Source organism: Staphylococcus lugdunensis, assembly GCF_001558775.1.
GTDB classification, from domain to species: Bacteria; Bacillota; Bacilli; order Staphylococcales; family Staphylococcaceae; genus Staphylococcus; species Staphylococcus lugdunensis.
Genome location: NZ_CP014022.1, coordinates 2,071,399 through 2,091,876, shown reverse-complemented (window position 1 = coordinate 2,091,876; position 20,478 = coordinate 2,071,399). Strand labels below are relative to the sequence as shown.

Genomic DNA, 20,478 nt, shown 5'->3' with positions numbered 1-20,478 from the left:
TATATTTTAGACTCTGATATTGGCAGTAGTTGACTGGATTGAAAATACGCTGATACCAAGCTTTATCAAACCTAGTCAACCTTGGCGGGGCAGGACTACGAATTCATAATGAATTTTTCCCGTTCCCTGCTTATATCAACTCTATATCAATATAATCGAAAGAAGGTTAAATAATGAAAAAGCACATGTTGTTTTCACTTTCCATGTGTGCTGTACTCATCCTAAGTGGTTGTGGGTATCAACACCGTGATAATAAAGAAGTAACATTGTCACTACCACGAGAATTTAATCCTAATCAACTTGATGCACAAGGATTTGATGTACCTATGCCAGTGTATAGTGCAGTGTATCAATCGCTCGTAAAATATGGTGAAAATGGCAAAATAGAACCTGGACTAGCTAAATCATGGGACGTATCAAATGATGGTAAAGATTATACCTTTCATTTAAAACAGCATGTAAAATTTAATGACGGATCTAACTTTGATGCATCAGCAGTCAAATTTTCAATAGAAAGAGCCAAAGCAACTGATAAGACAGATCCTATGGAAACGTTGGATAAACTCAAATCCATTACTGTCAAAGATAAATATACTGTGGAGATTAAACTTAAAAAGCCTTCTAACCAAGTGTTACCAGAGCTTACCCAGATTAGACCACTGCGTGTAATGAGTCCGCATGCAGTTCAAGGCGGTAAAATAACTGGTAAATTTAAGAAAGCAATCGGCACTGGGCCTTTCAAAGTAGCCGGTTCGACAAATGAGACGGTGACGTTTAAACCCAATAAATATTATCGTAATGGCCATCCATTAGATTATCGTCTTACTTTTCAATCGATTGAAGATAGTGATTCACGACATCTAGCGATTGAAAGCCATTCCATTGACATTACTGGTGGCGCATTAGGTCAGATGACACCGCAACAAGTTAAGGAATCTTATCGTAACAAGCATTTAACCGTACATAAATATCCAAGCACTGAAACGCAATTTATGGGTTTCAATCCAACTAACAAAGTATTACAAAATAAAAAGATGCGCGAAGCAATAAGTAAGGCTATCAATGTCAATCATCTTTCTTCAAATAAAACGTTAAAAGGTTTATTCCAAAGTGGCGTGCAATTTGTAAATAAAGCTAATCAAAATGACCATACGTATGCCCCAGCTGAAGCGCAACGCTTGATTAAGCAATTAGGTTATACAAGAAATGGTGATGGTTACTTCGAAAAGGACGGTAAAGTACTTTCACTGAAACTCGCCCTTCAAACGGACGAATTTCCTGAATGGAAAATGAAAGCTGAAATCATGCAACAAGCATTGAAAAAAGCAGGCATTAAGTTGGATATTAATGTCTTAGATGCACAAACCTATTATGAAACATTGACGGTACGTAAAGACTTCGATCTTATCTATTATCGTAGTTATACGAATGGGTTGATGCCTTATAATTTCTTGAATGCACGTTTTAAACAAAATGGTAAACAGCCAGGGGCTTTTGCGGATAATCAGAAATTAACATCAATGATAGAACAATTTCCTACAATTATTAATACGCATCAACAGCAACAAGCCTTTAACCGATTGTCTAATTATATTGACAGCCAATATCTTGCTGTGCCTATCGCATACCCTAATGAAACATTTGTTACGAGTCCTAAGATTAAAGATTTCGACTTCTCTGGACAAACGGACGCACCTATAAACTTTGATAAATTGAAGGTGTCAAATCATGATTAATATCGTTAAACACATCATTAAACTAATGATTTATTTGCTCATTATTTCATTTATACTATTTATTCTGTTAGAAAACACAACCGGCAATCCGGCGATTCAATATTTACATGAACATGGTGTTGCTCAAATTACTCAAGAACGCATCAAGTTTGCGCAAGATAAACTTGGCTTGAGCCAAGCTTTGCCCGTTCGTTATGTTCAATGGGTTGGCAATGCCTGTACTGGTAATTTAGGAACAAGCTTTAGCAATGGTGAACCCGTTACTGAACGAATTATCAAAGCAACTGCGCCAACACTTAAATTAATTTTAGGGTCAGCGATGATTCTATTTCCACTTGGTTATATTATTGGATACATATGTGGGAATCATCCAAATCACCTATGGTCAAAAGTCACTACACGTATTGCTCAAATCATCACATCATTACCTGAATATTGGTTAGCGATTATCTTTATTTATTACTTTGGCGTAAAGTGGCACTTATTCCCTTTTGTAGGAAGTAATAGTTGGGCTTATTTTGTACTTCCGATTACGATTTTAGTACTCGTTGAAGGGAGCCATATGATTTTATTAAGCAGCCACCTTTTTGAACAAACATTATATAGTCAACCTTATCAATTAGCTCAATTACGTCACTTCAAATTAAAAGATCGTATTTATTTACAACTGAAAGAAATTTTAGCACCGTTGTTGACGATTACAATTAACAATTTCATTCACTTATTTAGTCGTATCATTATTTTAGAAGTAATTTTTAGTATTTCTGGTTTAGGAAAATTATTAATCAATGGTATAAATATGCGTGATTATCCTTTAATTCAAGGTATCTTAATGATGATTATATTCATTATTTTACTTCTCAATTTCTTTGGAGATATTTTACTTGAAAAAAGTGATCCTCGACTAAAAATGTCTAAAACGTTAGGAGGCCATATAACATATGAAAATTAAGTACTGGATATGGCCTGTCATTATTTTAATTCTAATCATGCTTACCTATCTATTATATGATCAAGCAAATATGATTCATCAAACAGCAGCACTCATGCCACCCACTTGGTCACATTGGCTAGGGACAGATCATTTAGGCCGAGACTTTTTAACTCGCCTCTTTGTAGGAAGTATGGTCACATTGGGATTAACCTCGTTTATCTTAATTGGCACGGTGATACTAGGCCTTATTCTAGGTTTATTGTCAGCAATGATTGGTCACTGGTTTGATTCCATCATGATGGCCCTGGCTGATATGTTAATTGCTTTACCAGCCATTATAATTGCCCTCGTTGTACTTGGATTTATGAATAATTCTATTTTAGGCTTATGCTTTGCCTTAATTATTGGCTGGTTAGGACGTTATTTACGTTATTTTAGAAATTTAGCACGCGATGCGCAAAAGCAACCTTTCGTCAAATATGCGCCATTGAGCGGTTTATCTAAGCTAGAAATAATTATCTATCATATTGTACCTCATTTATTAAGCAATGTGATGGCCTTAGTTACTGCAGATTTCGGTAAATTAATGCTTAGTATTCCTGGTTTAGCATTTATAGGTTTAGGCGTTAAGCCACCCCTACCTGAGTTAGGCGCCATCCTTTATGATGGTAAGAGTTATTTCTATTCTGCACCTTGGCTATTCTTTTTCCCAGGTGTCTTACTAGGAGGTTTCGCATTGATATGTCAGTATCTCAACCGTCGTTTCATTCATTAAAGTCGCTATTACATTTGCAAGATGTCTCTGTCTATCATCATAAAGTTGCTTTACTAAAACAGCTTAATTTAACAGTTAAAGAAGGTAGTTTTCATTGTTTAGTAGGTGAAAGTGGCAGTGGTAAATCATTATTGGCGCGCACCGCACTAAACATGCTACAACCTGAGCTTCACTACACTGGACAAGTGGACATTAACCTTGAAGATACGGATGCAATGTTCCAAGATACAAATAGTAATTTCTTTCAAAATGTGCGTATCCAAAAACATTTCGATGCCTTGTTTGACTCGGTACATTCTAAATTATCAAGACAAGAACAGCATCACTTTGTTGAACGCCAATTTAATCATCTTGGTCTCAAAAACAACTCGAAATTACTTGACTACTACCCTTTTCAACTTAGCGGTGGTATGGCACAGCGCATTGCATTAATTATGTCTATTGTACGAGAAGCCAAATTTCTCATTGCTGATGAACCAACAAGTGCATTAGACTATGATAATCGAAATCATTTAATGCTTTTATTACATCATGTGATACAACAACATGGTATGACAATTCTATTTATTACGCATGATTTAGAACTTGTCATAGATTATGCAACACATATCAGCGTGATGTACGAGGGACAAATCGTTGAAAGTGGTAGCTCTAAAGAGGTTTTAACGTCCCCTCAACATCCATATACTCAAAAGTTAATTGACTTAGCAAATAGGAGAACACAATATGTTACAGATTAAGCAATTAAAAAAATCGTATTCTGACAAACAAATATTCACGAACTTCGATTTAACTGTAGGTAATGGTGAGCATTTAATCATTAGCGGCGTAAGCGGGAGTGGTAAGTCTACATTAGCTCAAATCATAGCAGGTCTAGATAAAAACTTTCACGGTAGTGTCAGTTATGACAACTTAGTTCTAGGTAACGTCTCTGACATTGAATGGATGAAATACATTCAATATGTGCCTCAGTATAATGCAAGTACTTTAGACCCTTTAAAGTCAGTGGCATGGATACTTAAACAACCTTTGAAACACTTTGATATACCTGTTAGTGAACATTCAGAGCGACTGCATCAAGTAATACGACAATGTAAAATAGATGATCATTTACTAAACAAAAAAGTAAGCCACTTAAGTGGCGGCCAATTTCAACGTTTATGGATAGCTAAAGCATTGCTAGTTAATCCCGATATCTTAATATTGGATGAAGCGACAACAAATTTAGATGTCATTAATGAAGAATTGATATTACAAATGTTGCGGGAAATGAAAGACTTGCAACTCATTGTTATCACACACGATCCTTATTTATTAAACAGTCTTCCAGGTAAACATTTAGAAATTGCACATGCGTAAGCAATTGAATAGGGTATGAAAATGACTTTATAGATATCAAAGCAGTATATTGATAGTACTAAATCGTCGACTGTCATGACCTACCCAGTATTCTTGTCACAATACGAAATACATTTATTTTGAAAAATAAGCCGCTACGTATAATTAAATACACAACACTAATTAAAAAATGCATAACAAAAATGGCAGTTTCTATATTATTTCAATAGAAATTGCCATTTTTCTTTAACTCTGAAACGATTTATGTTCTAAATTATTGCATTTATCTTGATTAATGTTTGTCTGTTTTATGTCTTGTTCTAGATTCTGCTTTGGGCTCTGTTAAGGCAGCCTGACGCAATAAGAAAAAGAGTAATAATAAGCCGGCCAACATACCAGTGTGCCCCATTCCTGCAAAGCCTGAAAATGATTCCGGCACATGTTTACCCATGACTTGGAATGAACCTTTTGTAGCCATCATACCAATTGTAGTCAATACGCCAATATTATAAATTACAAAGAACCAATTAAATAAATAATAGCTACTTAATTGAAAGACTTTTTCTAGCCCAATAAGTATTAAAAACATGAACATACCTAAAATCAATGTATGTGTATGTACGACTGATAATTGTGTATCACCAGTAAAGTTATATGCTTTTGTCAATTCCCGATAGTAAAAGCCACTTAATAAACCTACAATCATATACGTTAAAAATGCATAAAGTATTCTGCGCATCTTCAATCCTCCCTCACATTCTTATTATAAAATAAAATGAATTTCTTTAAAGTGACAAAATAAAGAATGTTCCACTTTTATGTCCCAGACTGTTCTTTTTTTACAATAAAGAAGCCAGTAAATGAAGTTATAAAAATCATTTACTGGCTATTTTTCTAGGAATCATGCCCCAGATTCCACTTTACTACTCTGCTTCTATTAATGCACTTTTATCAACGGTAAGTTGATTGCGTGATAAGTAAACAATGAACATAGCTAACAATGAACAAATTGTTTCAGCCACAAGTAATGACCATACTACACCTGTTAAACCGAAGTATTTATCTAACACAAAGAGCACTGGAATAATAATAAGTCCTTGTGCTAACGCCATAATCATTGCACCACGCCCTTGACCTGTCGCTTGTAACATCCCAGTGAATAAGAAACCAATACCATTTAGTAATAATGATGTCATCGTTACTTTTAACATAAAGGTTGCTAATGCCACAATGTGTATATCGGTACTAAATAGTTGAACAATTGATGTACCAAACAACATCACGATAACCATGCTTACTGCGAAAATCACACCAATTGAAAGTACAACCGCTTCAATCGTATGTTTCATTCGTTCTTTATTTGACATAAAATTATAAGCAATAAGCGGTACAACACCTTCAGCTAAGCCCATAATAATAAGTTCAGGAAATTGTACTAATCTAAATGAAATACCATAACTTGCAATCGCTTCGTTACCATATTTAGCTAAAAACAAATTGAGTATAAGTCCTGTAATACCCATTAAAACAACCATTAAGAAAGCAGGAATACCGATTTTAAAGATATCAACCATAACTTCTTTGCTTGGCAACGCTTCTTTAATATTTGCTGAAATAATATCCTTTTTTACTACAAAATAAATAATAAAGAATAATGCAGCTACAACATTTGAAATTGCTGTTCCTAAAGCAGCTCCTACAACATCTAAATGAAAGCCAAAGATTAAAATAGGGTCTAGAATCATATTTAATACCACACTAGAAAGCATACCTGCCATAGATATCATTGGTTTACCAATTGCTCTAGCAAATTGTTCTAACACAAAGAATAATATGACAGCTGGCGAACTCAAAAACATCACTTTCAAAAAAGAACTCGTAAAGTGTACAGTCTCTCCACTTGCTCCCAATACTTGCGCGATTTGATCTGTAAATGGAAAGGCAAGTGCAGCTACAATAATACCTAATATAAGGCTACTATATATTGAAAAACTACTAATCACTTTACTTTTACTATAATCTTTCGCACCTAACATACGAGAAATAAACGTCCCCCCACCTACGCCAAATAAATTACCAAAAGCCATTAACAAAGCAAAAATCGGCATTGTTAAAGAAATTGCAGAAATCATATGACTGTTATCTAAAAATCCAATAAAGTAAATATTTAAAATACCATATATCACACTTAATAATGAACCAATCATCATAGGTAATGAAAAGTGCATCATAGATTTAAATATGGGTGCTTGTTCAAAATAATATATTTGTTCGTCTTTCATTTTCAAATTCTCCCTTAAATTAATTCGATATCTAATAATTAGATATCTAACGATATATTTAAAATTTAAAGTGACCATGATAGCCATGTATCACTTATTATTATGACTCTATTGCTAAATTGTTTAACATTCGTTTAAAGTAATTTTGTAATTGTAGCTTTTCAACATCAGAAAAATCTTCTAACATTTTTTGTTCAACTTCATCAAATATACCGATAAATGATTCTACAAAAGCTGTTCCTTCTGTCGTTAAGCGTAATATTTTACGTCTTGAATCTTGTGCATCAACCGTACGATAAATCAAATCCATCTTTTCCAAATTCTTTACTGTTGCACTAACAGTAGCGCCTTTACGATTAAAGGCTTTAGAAAGATCCTGTTGTGAAATCCCATCATGTTGATGACGATATAGATAGCCTAGTGTATGGCTTTGTTCTTGTGTAATGCCATACTCATCAAGCTTACGATCAGCATAACGTTTCATCTCATGTGCGAGTGTTCTGATTAAATATTGATACGTATAATTCATATTATGACCTCATTAGTTAGATATCTAACGATTATCATACGCTCTTTTTTAAAATAGTCAACCGATATATTAAAGTTTAAATTTTCAGTTTATAATCAGCTGTTGCCGAATGTCTAATCAGGGATATCATTATGTTTTAGGCTATGAACTAAATTTCGGCAGTAGTTGGCTGGACTGAAAATACGCTTATACCAAGCTTTTTCAATCCTAGTCAACCTTGCCGGGGGGACTATAAATTCATAATCCATTCTGTACCGCTCCCAAGAAACGCAAAATGCTAATCACTGCACTTTGCGTTTCAAATTTTATATTGTAAATGTATTAATATCTTATGATGGTACTTCGGTACGTTTTGTACTGTGTTTTCTCACTAAAGCTGCAACTAAACTTGAAATCGCTCCAAAAATCATAAAGCCAATCAACATCCATATCGTTGTTGAAAATTCGATTTGATGATTTAAATAAATCAATTCCTTCAAACTTGTGGCGTAATGCGTGAACGGATTCCAATCATAAGCATAATGTTGATAGCCTTTAGGTAACATTTGTTTTGGTAATGTGACCATTTGCATACTAAAGAACATTAGAATGAAGAATAATGGTATTGATTTCATTCCTAACCACACCATCACACCTAAAATCAATCCTACAAATCCAAGAATTGACAAACCTACAAACACTGCAATACGCACAGGATGATCAAAGTCAAAGCCGAGTACATCTTTCATAAAATAAATATAAGCAAAGCTACCAGCAAATGCTGATACCGCAGCCATAATCATTTGACCAAATGAAGCGATGACTCTATGCTGAATTGCAAAGTTATTACTCGTTCTAAAGGCAAAGAATAATAAGATAGAAATAACTAATGAGCCTATCCATACTGGCATAAACATTAAGAATGGTGCATTACCTCCACCTTGATGGTCTTTCACTTTATTTACTGTATGACTATCCACGTTTACTGGATTCGTTAATCCTTCGATATCACTTGCTTTAACATCAACATGCTGTTGTTCCAATGTATTAATGCTTTGTTTTGTAATTTGTTGGTTAATATTTTGCCCCATTTTCGTTAAAACGCTATTAGCCAATTGTGAACCTTGCAAACTTGAACCTTGGCTGACATACGTTTTAAATTGAGCTTGTTTCACGTCAACTTTTTGGTTACCCACCTTTTTCTGCATTTGTTGCACAGCTTGTGGTGGAATTTCACCAGATGCAACCTTTTCTTTCATTTCTGCTTTTTTACTATCCATCACAATCTTTTGCGTTTTGCTCATCGCATTTTTAGAAAAGTCTTTATTGAAGACAGCAGCACCGTAATATTTTTCATCCTTCATGCCTTGCTTTAAGTCTGCTTCATTTTTAACTTTAACCCATTTAATGGTGTCTGAGTCACTATTTAATAATTTATCTTCTAATTTATCTCCAATATTTACTTTTTTACCTTGTATATTAATACCTTCATCATGATTAACAATTGCGATAGGCATTTCTTTAGGTTTTGGATTATATGCTGGATAAAACGCTAATGAAAAGATGATTAATAGTAAAATCCCTGCAATAGGCGCAATCCATAATAATTTGCTTTTAAAAATATTCATCAAACTTACCTCCTTTATAAAACAACGTGTTGAATATTTATCACGTTGTTTATTATAATAGGTATGAACAAATAAACAATAAGCAATGTATGACAAAGTGTACGTTAATGAACACATTCGTTCAATTTGTCTTATAACTAGGAGGTTTCAGTAATCGTGAAAGAAGATCGTCGCATTAGACGGACTAAATCTGCCATTAAAGAGGCATTTATTGATTTGTTAAATGAAAAAGAAATCGAAAAAATTACGATACAAGATATTACCAAACGTGCCGATATTAATCGGGGGACATTTTATTTACACTTTGAAGATAAGTATCTACTATTAGATAAAATGGAAAATGAATGTATCGCTGAAATTTCCAATGTAACAGAATTTTACAATGTCTTAGGTAACGATGCTGAAGAAACGGGACGCTTATTTATTAAAAATGTACTAACTACTATTTTTCATCATATTGATCGTAACATCAACTTTTATCGCACAATTTTAAAATTAGACCGTACAAGTCGCTTGGAAGAAAAAATGAATTCATTATTCAAAGAAAACATGCAAAATTATATAAGTGTAGACCATGTTATCGCTGGCATACCCGAAATGTATTTCTATAGGTATGTGTCCGGTGCCACGATTTCGGTAATGAAGTATTGGGTTCAAGACCCCAAACGCTTGCCTGTGGATGAACTGATTTTATATATTTATAAAATTGTCTACAATGGCCCCTTACGTCTTTTATCAGAACATCGCCATCATATGCATCAACATGATTGAGCACAAAAAGTTAAAGTGTGGTAAAGTATTAACAACTTAGTAAGTAATATTGAAAGGAATCAGTAAGTATGATTGCAGCATACAAACATTTAACACAAAATGAAATAGTAGAAACAGATTTGGACCACGCACCTTCTTGGATTAACGTTGTAGAACCTGACCGTGATGAGGCAGATGCGCTAATTGAGCGTTATCAAATTCCCGAAGACTTTATACGTGACCCTTTAGACGCAGAAGAAAGTGCACGTATTGAGTATGACGAAGACTCTGGTTATTCACTAATTATTATTGACTTACCTATTGTCAATTCAACCAATCGACGTGTGCTGTCATTTGTCACGATTCCACTAGGTATTATTATTGGAAATGGCATCATTATGACTGTCTGTGATGCTGAAAATGAATTTTTAGAACATTTTGCGCGACAACAAGATATTAATCTGAAATTCCATAGTCGTTTTGCTTTAAATATATTATTAACCATTGCGAATCATTATAATCGCAACTTGCGTTTGTTGAACAAATCAAGAATTCGCATTGAGCGTGAATTGAAAAATAATATTACGAATCGTCAGCTATATAATTTGATGGAAGTTGAGAAAAGTTTAGTTTATTTCTTAGCTGCATTAAAAGGAAATGATACAATTATCAAAAAATTATTCCGTTTACCTGCGATTAAACGTTTTGAAGAAGATGAAGATTTATTAGAAGACTTAATGATTGAAAACAATCAAGCGATTGAAACAACAGAATTGTATACACGTATTTTAGAAAGTATTACCACGTCATATGCTTCATTGTTGTCTAATGAAATGAACAATATTATGAAAACTTTAACGTTGTTTACCGTATTACTGACCTTACCAACTTTAGTCTTTAGCTTCTTTGGTATGAACGTCCCGTTACCGATTGACGATCACAGTTACGCCTCTTGGATTATCGTTATAGTCGTATCATTAATTTTAGTCACAATTGTTGGCACCTTTTTATGGCGCAAACAAAAAATATAATAAACAGGTTAGGACATAAATCCGAAAAAAACGGCAGTAAGATGATTTTCAATTAGAAATTATCTTACTGCTGTTTTCTATTTACAATACGACACATGAAAACATTTTTGGCGTTGTAATTTTAAGACGTTATATTTATGTCTTAAACAATTTTCTATGATTTAACGTCTTGATAAGCTTTTCTACGTGATAATATAATAGTCAGCCCTGCTGCGATGATAAACGAAATCACCATTCCAATAAAGTAATGTAACCATCCACTATGAGATGCGCTGATTGAAATAAATCCAGGTAACCCCGCTGTACCAAGCGCAATGGCTTTAACTTTAAAGAATGAAATATAAGCTGCTCCAAAGGCTGAGCCAACAATTGCTCCAATAAATGGGTATCTTAATTTTAAATTAACCCCAAACATGGCTGGTTCAGTAATACCAAGTAACGCTGAAATTCCAGCAGCAGATGCTACACCTTTTAATTTTTTATTTTGTTTAATAATAAAGAAAGCTGCTAACGCTGCACCACCTTGTGCCACGTTTGACATCGTCGCAATTGGAAAGATAAATGAACCTCCTGTATTTTTCACATCTGCAATCAGTGTTGTTTCAACAGCAATAAAGCTATGATGCATGCCTGTAATAACGATTGGAGCATAGAATAAACCAAAGATAAAGCCACCAATCGCACCTCCAAATTCATATAACCATGTTAAACCATCAGATAACCAATAGCCTAACTGACGTGTAATCGGTCCAACAAATAAAAATGTTAAAAATGCTGTTGATAAAATAGCTAATAAAGGTGTTAATAGGTTATCTAATACCGTTGGAATGACTTTACGTAGTCCCTTTTCAATATTTGCTAAAATATAAGCTGCAAATAACATAGGTAATACTTGGCCTTGATAACCTACTTGATTAATATGTAATCCAAAGATATCCCAATGTGGTATCGCTTTACCCGCTTCCACTGCCTTTGGAAAATCATAGGCACTCATCAATGATGGATGTACTAAAATCATCCCTAACGCTGCCCCTAAAAATGGATTTCCACCAAAGCGTTTAGCTGCACTAAATCCAATTAAAATTGGTAATAACGTAAATGGTGCATTGGCAAAGATATCTATCATACTTGCTAAACCAGCAAATTGGTCATGCTTTTCAATAAGCGATTGACCTTTATAGAACAAATCTGGCGCGGTTAAAATATTATTAATCCCCATTAATAAACCGCCAGCAACAATCGCTGGAATAATCGGAACAAAAATATCAGACAACATTTTGACAAAACGTTGTAGTGGATTCAAATTTTTAGCAGATTTCTCTTTAACCTCTGAAGTTGTTGAAGCTTCTTTTCCTGTTATTTTTTCTAGTTCAGCAAACACATGGTTTACGGTGCCTGACCCAATAATAATTTGATATTGTCCGCCTGTTGAAAACGTCCCTTTCACTACATCCATTTGTCCCAATTTCGTTTCATCAACAATACTTTCATCCTTTAACACGAGTCTGAGTCTAGTTGCACAGTGTGCCATGGCTTCTAAATTCTCTTCACCACCTATAGCTTCAAGAATTTCTTGTGCCGCTTGTTTATAATTCATGCAAGATGCCTCCTTTAAAAATAGAACCGGTTCCAATAACTCACTTTCATTGTAAACGCATACAATTACAAAAGCAATAGTTGCCACAAAATTTTAACTAATTAAATCTTTTAAATATGGGTAAAAATGCTATAACTAATGTAAGGAGTCGATACGATGAAAACACGTGGTAAAATCGAACAATTATGGCGCCAAGAAAAATATCATGTGATGATGCATAGTCAACAACATTATAATCATATACGTGCAATGCTTAAATCAACACCAACTTATGCTGAGGTTGAATCAGCAATCAATGAAGCACTGTCACAATCCCCTACAATGGGAAGTATGATTAATTGCTACGATCATATGTGGGGCTATTTTAAATCCAAAGCAACTGACACAGAAAAACAACATGCACAATACTTAAAGCACGCTTTTCAACAACAGCAAGTGTCATTTGATGTGTTATTAACATTTATAAAATCATTAGCTGACCGTTATCATGTACACTATTTACAACAGAGTCATATATTACAACAGCGCCCTCATCAATAATATTTTGATAAGGGCGCTTTGGATATCCATGGGCTGTTATTTAACACAAAATTTCTATAATAAACAATATTGAATTAAGAAGAAGTAAACCATATAGAAAATTCGTTTATAAATATGAACCGCTGACGATACATTAACATCTATGTCTGGGGAGTATTGACAACTGTAATGATATCTTATTACTACTTATACTTAATGATTAGGTTGCGCTAGAAGCTATTCTCTGCTGCTGATTCTGTGTATGTGATGCATAAGTCATTCTACAATCATGACAACGTCTCATGATGTTATTCTATGATGTTTGTTCTATAAAATATGTGACGTCATTTAATTGAATAATAACTATAAACCTGCTTCTGTTGCCATATACATTACATGATGATTTGCGATGTCAATTGTCGTAACAGGTTCATGACATTGTTCATTGCTGTTGTTCATAGGTGTTATTGTGTTAAATCACATTACCAATTTGATTCAAATTGATATCTTTATTATGCACAAAAAAGCATGTTTGCAACCTATTAAAAATTTCCAAAATGTAAACACCATATTTCTAATTCGACTTTTAAGTTGTGCAAAACTGAAAATTTTAAGCTATTTTTCATGAAATTTGCTATATTTTTTTAAAGTTTACTATTACTATTTAGGTTTATTTCCGCTATAATAGCAAATATTATTCACAAAACATGACTTTTTCTTGTTGCGTGTACACGAATTTTATTTTAGGAGACCATATTAAATGACTTGCACTTTAGTAATACATGAACGTTTATCAAGCGCTCCCTCGCGCAACATTAATCAAATTATTTTACTTTTTTCATTAACTAATGAACTTCGCATGACAATAAATAGCTCGACCTTTGACTTGGACAATCATATCGCCATCATTAACCATGGGGATATATTTAATATTGAACAAGGTCAAAATATCGTAGAACTTCGCATTCCACTCGTGTATTTTTATATGAAAGATACTCAATTCTTTTATCACTATTTTGATCGACATCTGTTGCAATCAAACTTGTACATTAAATCACTATTATTTAACCGTATCCATCAGCATGTTAGTGATGAGATTGACGATGATGATACGATATCAAAGATTATCCAAACACTTTTTAAAGAAGCAGTAGTGAAGCATCCATCTTTATATACACCGCGTATGTCAGTCAATCATCCGAGTTTCACTAAGGCGTTGACATTTATCAATCAGCACGTGTTATCTTATATTACTTTAAGTGATGTCGCACAGCATTGTAATATTTCCGAATCTTATTGTTCAAATCTTTTCGGTCGTTATTTGCATATGAATTTCAAAGAATATTACACAACGTTAAAACTATGTCGCGCACTTCATTTGCTGTTAACAACTCGTTATTCTATTAGTGCAATAGCGACAGAAATTGGTTTTACAAGCCATACTAATTTTACAAATCAATTTAAAAAGTTTTTAAACTTTAGTCCAAAACAATTTCGTATCCGACTGCAAAACATTGTGGACAAACCACAATTACATTTTACTCAAGCTATTCCAGATCATCTTTTGTCCTATATTAATCAAAATACACGACTTGAACAATTAGCTATTGAAACGACTAATATTCATATTGATCATTTCAAACCACAACAACAGACACAAACTGCAACTGCTTTTATTCGCTTCAACACGTTTAATGAACTCTTTCATTATCTTTTCAATGAATATTACAATATTGACTTATCGTATTTACCGCATCCTACTGTGCTAATCAATGACTTGTCTAATGATTGGATGCAACATTTAAATCAAAATTTACTCAATCTAAGTATTGAAAAGTTGTTTGATAAGAACATCAGCTTAGCGTTAACCATTAAAAGTAAGCAACAATTTGATAGTGTGTATCAAATGATTTTAAATTTCTTAAACGACACACAAGATTATAAGAAACATCTGAAACAAGTTAAGTTTATGCTGATATTTGATAGTGCATCCATGACACCACACGATATCCATCTTGCACATTTAAAGCTTAAAAATAAACATAAAAATATTAAATATGGCCTTATCATAGATGGTTTACTGCGTCATTTTAAAACAGTTCAGGAGACGTATGACTTAATGCACAGAATGAACTTTCATTTTTACTTTATTGATATAGAGAATACCAACATCAAAAATTTACTTGTTGATAAAACGAAAGGTTTCACACATACAGCAACGCATTTTGAAAACTATTTGCGCTTTATACAAGAATCACAAATACCTTCTTATAAATTTGTGTATAGTCACCTCTCAAAGCGGTGCTTTAAATATACAAATAATGGAAGTCTTCCATTACAATTATCTGATTTAGTTTGTCACCTTACACAATTGATGAAATATGGTGGTGGTATTTGTTATCGTCTCTTTGAAGATGACTCCCTTGACATTGCTCTATTTAACAAATATGGTAGTTTGAAACCGATTATGCACTTATATCAATTTGTTGCTGCTTTTATGAATGAACCGATCGAAATTACAAATAATTATATGTTAAGTCGTAAAGATGGGGATTATCACTTTTTAATCTTTAATAAAATAAATGACCGTTATTTATCAGACAATAAACAAATTTTCAAATTAAATAACCGGTTAAATACGCAAACACAATTCATTATGCAGACATTAAATCACGAGCATGGCATGATAGCCAACTTATTACCTCAAGATAATAATCCACGATATATAGAAAAGCATATTTTGAAACATTTAGACCGCAGTAACTATCCTAAAACTGAATTATATATTCAGCAAATACAGCATGAAACGCGAGAAATTACATTAAAGCACGATGAAGTCAAATACTTGTGTATCAAGCCAACCTAAGTAAAGATCAACGTTTATTTCTAATTATTTTGGGCAATACCATTATTAAGGAGATGATTCATTTGGATAAAGCACAAGCAATACAAGAGATGACTGATGTCTTAAACACTTCTAAAGTAGGCGTACTTTCTACAGCCTATCATAATCAGCCAAACAGTAGATACATGGTATTTTACAATGATGGTCTTGAGCTATACACTAAGACTAATATTAATTCAATCAAAGTAGCTGAAATACAAAATAATCCTCGTGCCTATATCTTGTTAGGATATAACGATACGAAACAGCGTAGCTTCGTAGAAATTGATACCAACATCGAAGTTGTAACAGACCAACAAACGATTGATTGGCTATGGGAAACACAAGATAAAAGTTTCTTTTCTTCTAAAGATGATCCTGATTTATGTGTCTTAAAAGTGACGCCTAAAACAATTAAATTAATGAATGATCCTGATTTAGATACCCCAGCAACACTGGACTTATCCGAATAAGCGAATTAACAATTAAAGGAAAGCCTGTTATCTTGAAGTATAAGACAAACAAGCTTTCCTTTTATATTTGCTTATTAAAGCATAAACATGTTATCAAATTTTGACATTTTTAAATTTTAAGTCAGATTTAAAATAATTCAATATTGCATTCTTTGAGCAGGTCTTGTATAAATAAAATAACAATATATAAAGGAGATTCTAACATGAAAAGTAAAAAGGGATTAGGAATTACATTAATCGTAGTAATGCTTATTGCTTGCGTTGTTTTAGTTGTTCTCATGATGACTGGCGCTAAAAAAGATACGTATTACGGTATTATGAAAAATGATACAACAATTGAGAAAATGGTTAGTGAAAAAGACCAAAAGGTAGAAAAAAATGTCAAACTTCCAAAAGACACAGATGCAAACGTTCATAAAGGAGATTTTGTCTTGCTTGTTAAAAATGAAAATTCAGACGAATTCTCTCGTGTATCTAAAGTGAAACATGATGATATTCCACACGGTTTAATGATGAAAATTCACGACATGAAACATATGCATCATTAATTTTGCATAGAATACAATAAATCCCCAGCTTGATTGTATACTGAACCCAATAGTTGTATTGGTTCAGCACATGCTTAGCTGGAGCCCTTGACTGGATTGAAAATATGCTGATTCAATCCTAGTCAATCTAGCCGGGGTCTGGGACATTAAGTTCTTAAACAATGTAAAAAAGACAATTTCTATTAAAATTATTTGATAGAAATTGTCTTTTCTCTTATGTATTAGATAATATACAGCTCGTTATCATTTTAGGGTGATAAGATGTAGTCCCACGATGGTGTTTGAATTCATTATCTGGGATTGTTTCAACAATTTCATTTGCATATCGAGAAATATCATTTGTAGGAATAAGTATTGAAGTTTCCATTGTGTATAGTGTAAGTTGATTCATATTATAATCTTTATACATAAGGCACCTCGTTAATTTAGTTTAGTGAAGTTTATTAAATGATACGAAAGTGCCTTATTTTTTTAAAGTATGTTGATGTAAAATTACATATAAATGCGACGTATTTTGGCGAGACTCTTGAGGAAACAGGACGAGTTGAAGACTACAGGCTGAAGCTGTCCCCTAAGAAAGCGAGCCAACAATACGAAGTATTGAATAAAAAGAAGCGCTCAGATGAGTTGAATTCAATTCATCTGAGCGCTATTTTTCTGAGATTTATGTCCCAGACCCTTTCTGACATTTATATCCCAGACCCCTTTGTTAAAATTTGATTAATTTTACTTGTTACCATTAAAAAACCGAGCTCAATGGCTCGGTATAAAAATGTCAGATTTATTTTTTAAATTGATTCTAAGTATTTTTGTCCTTTTTCTTTGTCGTAAACATTTTCCCATTTTGCAATAACTACTGTTGATAATGCATTACCACAAACATTGACACATGTACGTACCATATCAAGAATACGGTCAACACCAATGATTAGTGCTAGTCCTGCTGCCGGTATGTTCATCGCACCTAACGTTGTTAATAGTACAACGATGGACGTACCAGGAACAGCCGCCATACCTTTAGATGTTACCATTAATGTCACCATCAACATAATTTGTTGGGACAATGTAAGATGATGGCCATACATTTGCGCCACAAATAATGCGGCAATTGATTGATACAATGCTGAACCATCTAAGTTAAAGGTATATCCAATAGGTATAACAAAAGATACAATATCTTTTGGTGAACCAAATTCTTCCATTTTCTTCATCATACTAGGCAATACTGCCTCAGAACTAGATGTTGAAAAGGCTAATAAAAGTTCACTTTTCAGTATTTTAATAATAGATAAAATACTAACTCCGCACATTTTAGCTACAATACCTAAAACAACAAGTATAAAGAATACCATTGCAAATACTACTAATAATACTAATTTCAATAAAGGTAAAAGTGCTGATGCACCAAATGTAATAATTGTTGTACAAATAAAGGCAAATACACCTAATGGTGCTAATTTTAAGATTTTATTAATCATCCAGAATACAGCATCTAGTGTCCCACTTAAGAATGCCTTAACAGGTTCACCCTTTTCTCCGATTGCTGCCAATGCTAAACCAAAAAATACAGCAAAGAAGATAATCGGTAATAATTCACCTTTTGTTAAAGCTTCGAAAAAGTTAGTAGGTACAATATTTACAATTGTATCAATGAAATGATTACCATATGTAGAATGTTCAGCTGCTTGTGCTGTTGTTTGATATTTTGAGATATCGCCAGAAGGTAATTTAGAACGATCTAATCCTTGACCTGGTTTAAACAAGTTTGCAAGGATAATACCTAATGCAATTGCGATTGTTGTTATAATTTCAAAATAAAGAATTGTCTTCCAACCATATCGTCCAACTGTTTTAGACTCACCTACACCAGAAATGGATAAAGCAAGTGAACAGAACACCACTGGAATTACAATCATTTTTATGAGATTAAGAAATACATCTCCAAATGGTTTAATGTAATTCGCAACTTGGTCTTGTCCATAAAGTAAAAGTCCGACGATAACCCCTAATACTAATGCAATTAATACTTGCATTGGTAAACTTATTTTTCTCTTGAATAGAGCCATACTGCAACCCCCTCATCTGACATCGCTTCATTATATCATTTATAAATAAAATTGGATATAAATTTTTAAAATATTACAGCGATAATGTTTAAATATTCTGTTATTTAACCGTATTAACATATCAGATACGCGTATATTGTAGCGCATCTGATAGTGTTTTTTAACTTATGGTTTATAGTTTTGGTCAAATGTATTATGTTTCGCACCCTTAATATTTTTCTTTGTTTCAGTATCGAAACCTTCTAAGAAAATACCTTTTCGTGTGCTAATTGGCTGAACAACATAAGTTAATTTTGGCTCATCTTTAAACACGATTTCTTTATAGTATACACCTTTTTTGGCACTATATTTTGTTTCCTCTTTTTTAATTAATCCTTTAAGATGCTTATCTTCTATGTAACTATCCACAAGCTGAATATTTTTATGACTTTGATACATTTTCATTCCAAAAAAGAAAGCAATTGCGACTACTAAAGAAATCACTAATATGATGATAATTCTGGTGATAACCTGCTTTTTGGTCATTGTAAATCTCCCTTTACTAAAATCTTTAACATGTCCGTTAAATTAAGGTACTATTCAAACTATTATGAATGAAACAGCACGATTTTTAAAGTATATCACTTCACTTGTAACAAATTTTTCTTAAAATATGTGAAATTGTTTACAAATATATTGTATATCAACTATAGATTTTATAATTATAAACTAATTGCATAAAACCTTGACATCCCTAACTATTCCTACTATTGTTATGGGATAAGGAGTGATTAAATGCAGCATAAAGAAAGCTATTTAGACAATCAGCTATGCTTTTTACTATATGTATCATCAAAGGAAATCATCAAAAAATACACCACGTATTTAAAAGAACATGACCTTACTTATACAGCTTACATCGTTATCATGGCTATAGAAGACAAAGAAAAACTGAATATTAAGACATTAGGTAATCGAGTTTATCTTGATTCAGGTACACTTACGCCTTTATTAAAAAAACTCGAAAAAAAAGGTATTGTCACACGCATACGTGAAACAAATGATGAACGCAACTTGCAAATTTCACTAACTGAGCAAGGTGTAGCATTAAAACCTGAATTAGCTTCTATTTCAAAAAATGTATTTTGTGATGCAGGCGTTAGCAAAGAGGAAGCACAAAAGCTCATCAAAATTATGCATCAATTTGTTGTCGATAATTTTTAACAATGATGATTACAAGCGATTAAAGTGACTATTCATTAACTCATTATTAGATGATACTTCTTGGCTGCTCATTTCAATCACTTGATGCAACATTTTATTGTTATATACTAATGATTATACTTATAAAAAGCCCTTGTTCATTGCGCACGTTTAACATCGCAAAGAATAAGGGCTTCTAAAACGTTGAGCAAGCAACTAGTCATAGG

General features: G+C 33.0%; 19 protein-coding genes and 1 pseudogene. 12 read left to right on the top strand and 8 right to left on the bottom strand.

Annotation, left to right across the window (positions count from 1 at the left end):
• Nucleotides 1-173 precede the first annotated feature (173 nt).
• The 5 genes from AL499_RS09695 to AL499_RS09675 are packed head-to-tail and all read left to right on the top strand — an operon-like array spanning nt 174 to nt 4,804.
• The gene (locus AL499_RS09695) at nt 174-1,736 is read left to right on the top strand and encodes an ABC transporter substrate-binding protein (RefSeq protein ID WP_037540593.1); all 1,563 of its coding nucleotides are present in this window, start codon (nt 174-176) and stop codon (nt 1,734-1,736) included.
• A complete protein-coding gene (locus AL499_RS09690) occupies nt 1,729-2,688 on the top strand; it encodes an ABC transporter permease (RefSeq protein ID WP_002460247.1) in 960 nt (319 codons plus the stop codon). Before AL499_RS09695 ends, AL499_RS09690 begins: the two co-directional genes overlap by 8 nt.
• Complete coding sequence (locus tag AL499_RS09685) at nt 2,678-3,445, top strand: ABC transporter permease (RefSeq protein ID WP_002492811.1); 768 nt, start codon at nt 2,678-2,680, stop codon at nt 3,443-3,445. The genes AL499_RS09690 and AL499_RS09685 overlap by 11 nt, the downstream gene beginning before the upstream one ends.
• The gene (locus AL499_RS09680; RefSeq protein ID WP_002492849.1) at nt 3,412-4,185 is read left to right on the top strand and encodes an ATP-binding cassette domain-containing protein; all 774 of its coding nucleotides are present in this window, start codon (nt 3,412-3,414) and stop codon (nt 4,183-4,185) included. The genes AL499_RS09685 and AL499_RS09680 overlap by 34 nt, the downstream gene beginning before the upstream one ends.
• Nucleotides 4,172-4,804: an ATP-binding cassette domain-containing protein gene (locus AL499_RS09675; RefSeq protein WP_002492839.1), complete on the top strand. Its 633-nt coding sequence runs from the start codon at nt 4,172-4,174 to the stop codon at nt 4,802-4,804. The genes AL499_RS09680 and AL499_RS09675 overlap by 14 nt, the downstream gene beginning before the upstream one ends.
• Before the next feature lie 271 nt (nt 4,805-5,075).
• Here the strand turns inward: AL499_RS09675 and AL499_RS09670 are convergent, their stop codons facing one another.
• The 4 genes from AL499_RS09670 to AL499_RS09655 all read right to left on the bottom strand — a co-directional run bounded on the left by AL499_RS09670 (nt 5,076) and on the right by AL499_RS09655 (nt 9,201).
• Nucleotides 5,076-5,522 (bottom strand): DUF2871 domain-containing protein, encoded by a 447-nt coding sequence (locus AL499_RS09670; RefSeq protein WP_002492821.1) that lies wholly within the window; start codon nt 5,520-5,522, stop codon nt 5,076-5,078.
• Nucleotides 5,523-5,706: 184 nt separating this feature from the next.
• Complete coding sequence (locus AL499_RS09665; protein WP_002478718.1) at nt 5,707-7,065, bottom strand: MATE family efflux transporter; 1,359 nt, start codon at nt 7,063-7,065, stop codon at nt 5,707-5,709.
• Nucleotides 7,066-7,165: 100 nt separating this feature from the next.
• A complete protein-coding gene (locus AL499_RS09660; protein WP_002460253.1) occupies nt 7,166-7,594 on the bottom strand; it encodes a MarR family winged helix-turn-helix transcriptional regulator in 429 nt (142 codons plus the stop codon).
• A 329-nt stretch (nt 7,595-7,923) separates the two neighbouring features.
• Nucleotides 7,924-9,201, bottom strand: coding sequence for a YhgE/Pip domain-containing protein (locus AL499_RS09655; protein ID WP_002492848.1), 1,278 nt, complete (start codon nt 9,199-9,201; stop codon nt 7,924-7,926).
• A 156-nt stretch (nt 9,202-9,357) separates the two neighbouring features.
• On the opposite strand from AL499_RS09655, the gene AL499_RS09650 reads away from it, so the two are divergent.
• A complete protein-coding gene (locus tag AL499_RS09650) occupies nt 9,358-9,972 on the top strand; it encodes a TetR/AcrR family transcriptional regulator (RefSeq protein ID WP_002492806.1) in 615 nt (204 codons plus the stop codon).
• A 68-nt stretch (nt 9,973-10,040) separates the two neighbouring features.
• Nucleotides 10,041-10,982, top strand: coding sequence for a magnesium transporter CorA family protein (locus AL499_RS09645; RefSeq protein ID WP_002492827.1), 942 nt, complete (start codon nt 10,041-10,043; stop codon nt 10,980-10,982).
• Between the two features lie 154 nt (nt 10,983-11,136).
• On the opposite strand, the gene AL499_RS09640 is transcribed toward AL499_RS09645, so the two are convergent.
• Nucleotides 11,137-12,579, bottom strand: a complete 1,443-nt coding sequence (locus AL499_RS09640) for a sucrose-specific PTS transporter subunit IIBC (protein WP_002492840.1) — start codon at nt 12,577-12,579, stop codon at nt 11,137-11,139.
• Nucleotides 12,580-12,735: 156 nt separating this feature from the next.
• On the opposite strand from AL499_RS09640, the gene AL499_RS09635 reads away from it, so the two are divergent.
• The 4 genes from AL499_RS09635 to AL499_RS09620 all read left to right on the top strand — a co-directional run bounded on the left by AL499_RS09635 (nt 12,736) and on the right by AL499_RS09620 (nt 17,003).
• Nucleotides 12,736-13,119, top strand: coding sequence for a YbgA family protein (locus AL499_RS09635; protein WP_002492829.1), 384 nt, complete (start codon nt 12,736-12,738; stop codon nt 13,117-13,119).
• Nucleotides 13,120-13,858: 739 nt separating this feature from the next.
• The gene (rsp, locus tag AL499_RS09630) at nt 13,859-15,964 is read left to right on the top strand and encodes an AraC family transcriptional regulator Rsp (RefSeq protein WP_002460261.1); all 2,106 of its coding nucleotides are present in this window, start codon (nt 13,859-13,861) and stop codon (nt 15,962-15,964) included.
• Nucleotides 15,965-16,026: 62 nt separating this feature from the next.
• Nucleotides 16,027-16,455 (top strand): pyridoxamine 5'-phosphate oxidase family protein, encoded by a 429-nt coding sequence (locus AL499_RS09625; protein WP_002492825.1) that lies wholly within the window; start codon nt 16,027-16,029, stop codon nt 16,453-16,455.
• A gap of 203 nt (nt 16,456-16,658) precedes the next feature.
• Nucleotides 16,659-17,003 carry a DUF4889 domain-containing protein gene (locus AL499_RS09620; RefSeq protein ID WP_002460263.1) on the top strand — a complete coding sequence of 115 codons (345 nt, stop codon included), beginning with the start codon at nt 16,659-16,661 and terminating at the stop codon, nt 17,001-17,003.
• Between the two features lie 226 nt (nt 17,004-17,229).
• Here AL499_RS09620 and AL499_RS09615 read toward each other — a convergent pair.
• The 3 genes and pseudogenes from AL499_RS09615 to AL499_RS09600 form a co-directional block, all read right to left on the bottom strand.
• Nucleotides 17,230-17,412: pseudogene (locus AL499_RS09615) on the bottom strand (IS5/IS1182 family transposase); the annotation flags it as partial.
• A 379-nt stretch (nt 17,413-17,791) separates the two neighbouring features.
• Nucleotides 17,792-19,069, bottom strand: coding sequence for a cation:dicarboxylate symporter family transporter (locus AL499_RS09605; protein ID WP_002460267.1), 1,278 nt, complete (start codon nt 19,067-19,069; stop codon nt 17,792-17,794).
• 165 nt (nt 19,070-19,234) lie between these two features.
• Entirely contained in the window at nt 19,235-19,594 is a 360-nt protein-coding gene (locus tag AL499_RS09600) for a DUF3139 domain-containing protein (RefSeq protein ID WP_002460268.1), read from the bottom strand.
• Between the two features lie 249 nt (nt 19,595-19,843).
• Here AL499_RS09600 and AL499_RS09595 point away from each other — a divergent pair, with 249 nt between their 5' ends.
• A complete protein-coding gene (locus AL499_RS09595; protein ID WP_037540505.1) occupies nt 19,844-20,272 on the top strand; it encodes a MarR family winged helix-turn-helix transcriptional regulator in 429 nt (142 codons plus the stop codon).
• Nucleotides 20,273-20,478 lie beyond the last annotated feature (206 nt).

Bases quoted from the DNA above. Each gene is read 5' to 3' on its own strand.
- AL499_RS09695 (WP_037540593.1), top strand. From the start codon at position 174: ATGAAAAAGCACATGTTGTTTTCACTTTCCATGTGTGCTGTACTCATC.
- AL499_RS09690 (WP_002460247.1), top strand. From the start codon at position 1,729: ATGATTAATATCGTTAAACACATCATTAAACTAATGATTTATTTGCTC.
- AL499_RS09685 (WP_002492811.1), top strand. From the start codon at position 2,678: ATGAAAATTAAGTACTGGATATGGCCTGTCATTATTTTAATTCTAATC.
- AL499_RS09680 (WP_002492849.1), top strand. From the start codon at position 3,412: ATGTCAGTATCTCAACCGTCGTTTCATTCATTAAAGTCGCTATTACAT.
- AL499_RS09675 (WP_002492839.1), top strand. From the start codon at position 4,172: ATGTTACAGATTAAGCAATTAAAAAAATCGTATTCTGACAAACAAATA.
- AL499_RS09670 (WP_002492821.1), bottom strand. From the start codon at position 5,522: ATGCGCAGAATACTTTATGCATTTTTAACGTATATGATTGTAGGTTTA.
- AL499_RS09665 (WP_002478718.1), bottom strand. From the start codon at position 7,065: ATGAAAGACGAACAAATATATTATTTTGAACAAGCACCCATATTTAAA.
- AL499_RS09660 (WP_002460253.1), bottom strand. From the start codon at position 7,594: ATGAATTATACGTATCAATATTTAATCAGAACACTCGCACATGAGATG.
- AL499_RS09655 (WP_002492848.1), bottom strand. From the start codon at position 9,201: ATGAATATTTTTAAAAGCAAATTATTATGGATTGCGCCTATTGCAGGG.
- AL499_RS09645 (WP_002492827.1), top strand. From the start codon at position 10,041: ATGATTGCAGCATACAAACATTTAACACAAAATGAAATAGTAGAAACA.
- AL499_RS09640 (WP_002492840.1), bottom strand. From the start codon at position 12,579: ATGAATTATAAACAAGCGGCACAAGAAATTCTTGAAGCTATAGGTGGT.
- AL499_RS09635 (WP_002492829.1), top strand. From the start codon at position 12,736: ATGAAAACACGTGGTAAAATCGAACAATTATGGCGCCAAGAAAAATAT.
- rsp (WP_002460261.1), top strand. From the start codon at position 13,859: ATGACTTGCACTTTAGTAATACATGAACGTTTATCAAGCGCTCCCTCG.
- AL499_RS09620 (WP_002460263.1), top strand. From the start codon at position 16,659: ATGAAAAGTAAAAAGGGATTAGGAATTACATTAATCGTAGTAATGCTT.
- AL499_RS09605 (WP_002460267.1), bottom strand. From the start codon at position 19,069: ATGGCTCTATTCAAGAGAAAAATAAGTTTACCAATGCAAGTATTAATT.
- AL499_RS09600 (WP_002460268.1), bottom strand. From the start codon at position 19,594: ATGACCAAAAAGCAGGTTATCACCAGAATTATCATCATATTAGTGATT.
- AL499_RS09595 (WP_037540505.1), top strand. From the start codon at position 19,844: ATGCAGCATAAAGAAAGCTATTTAGACAATCAGCTATGCTTTTTACTA.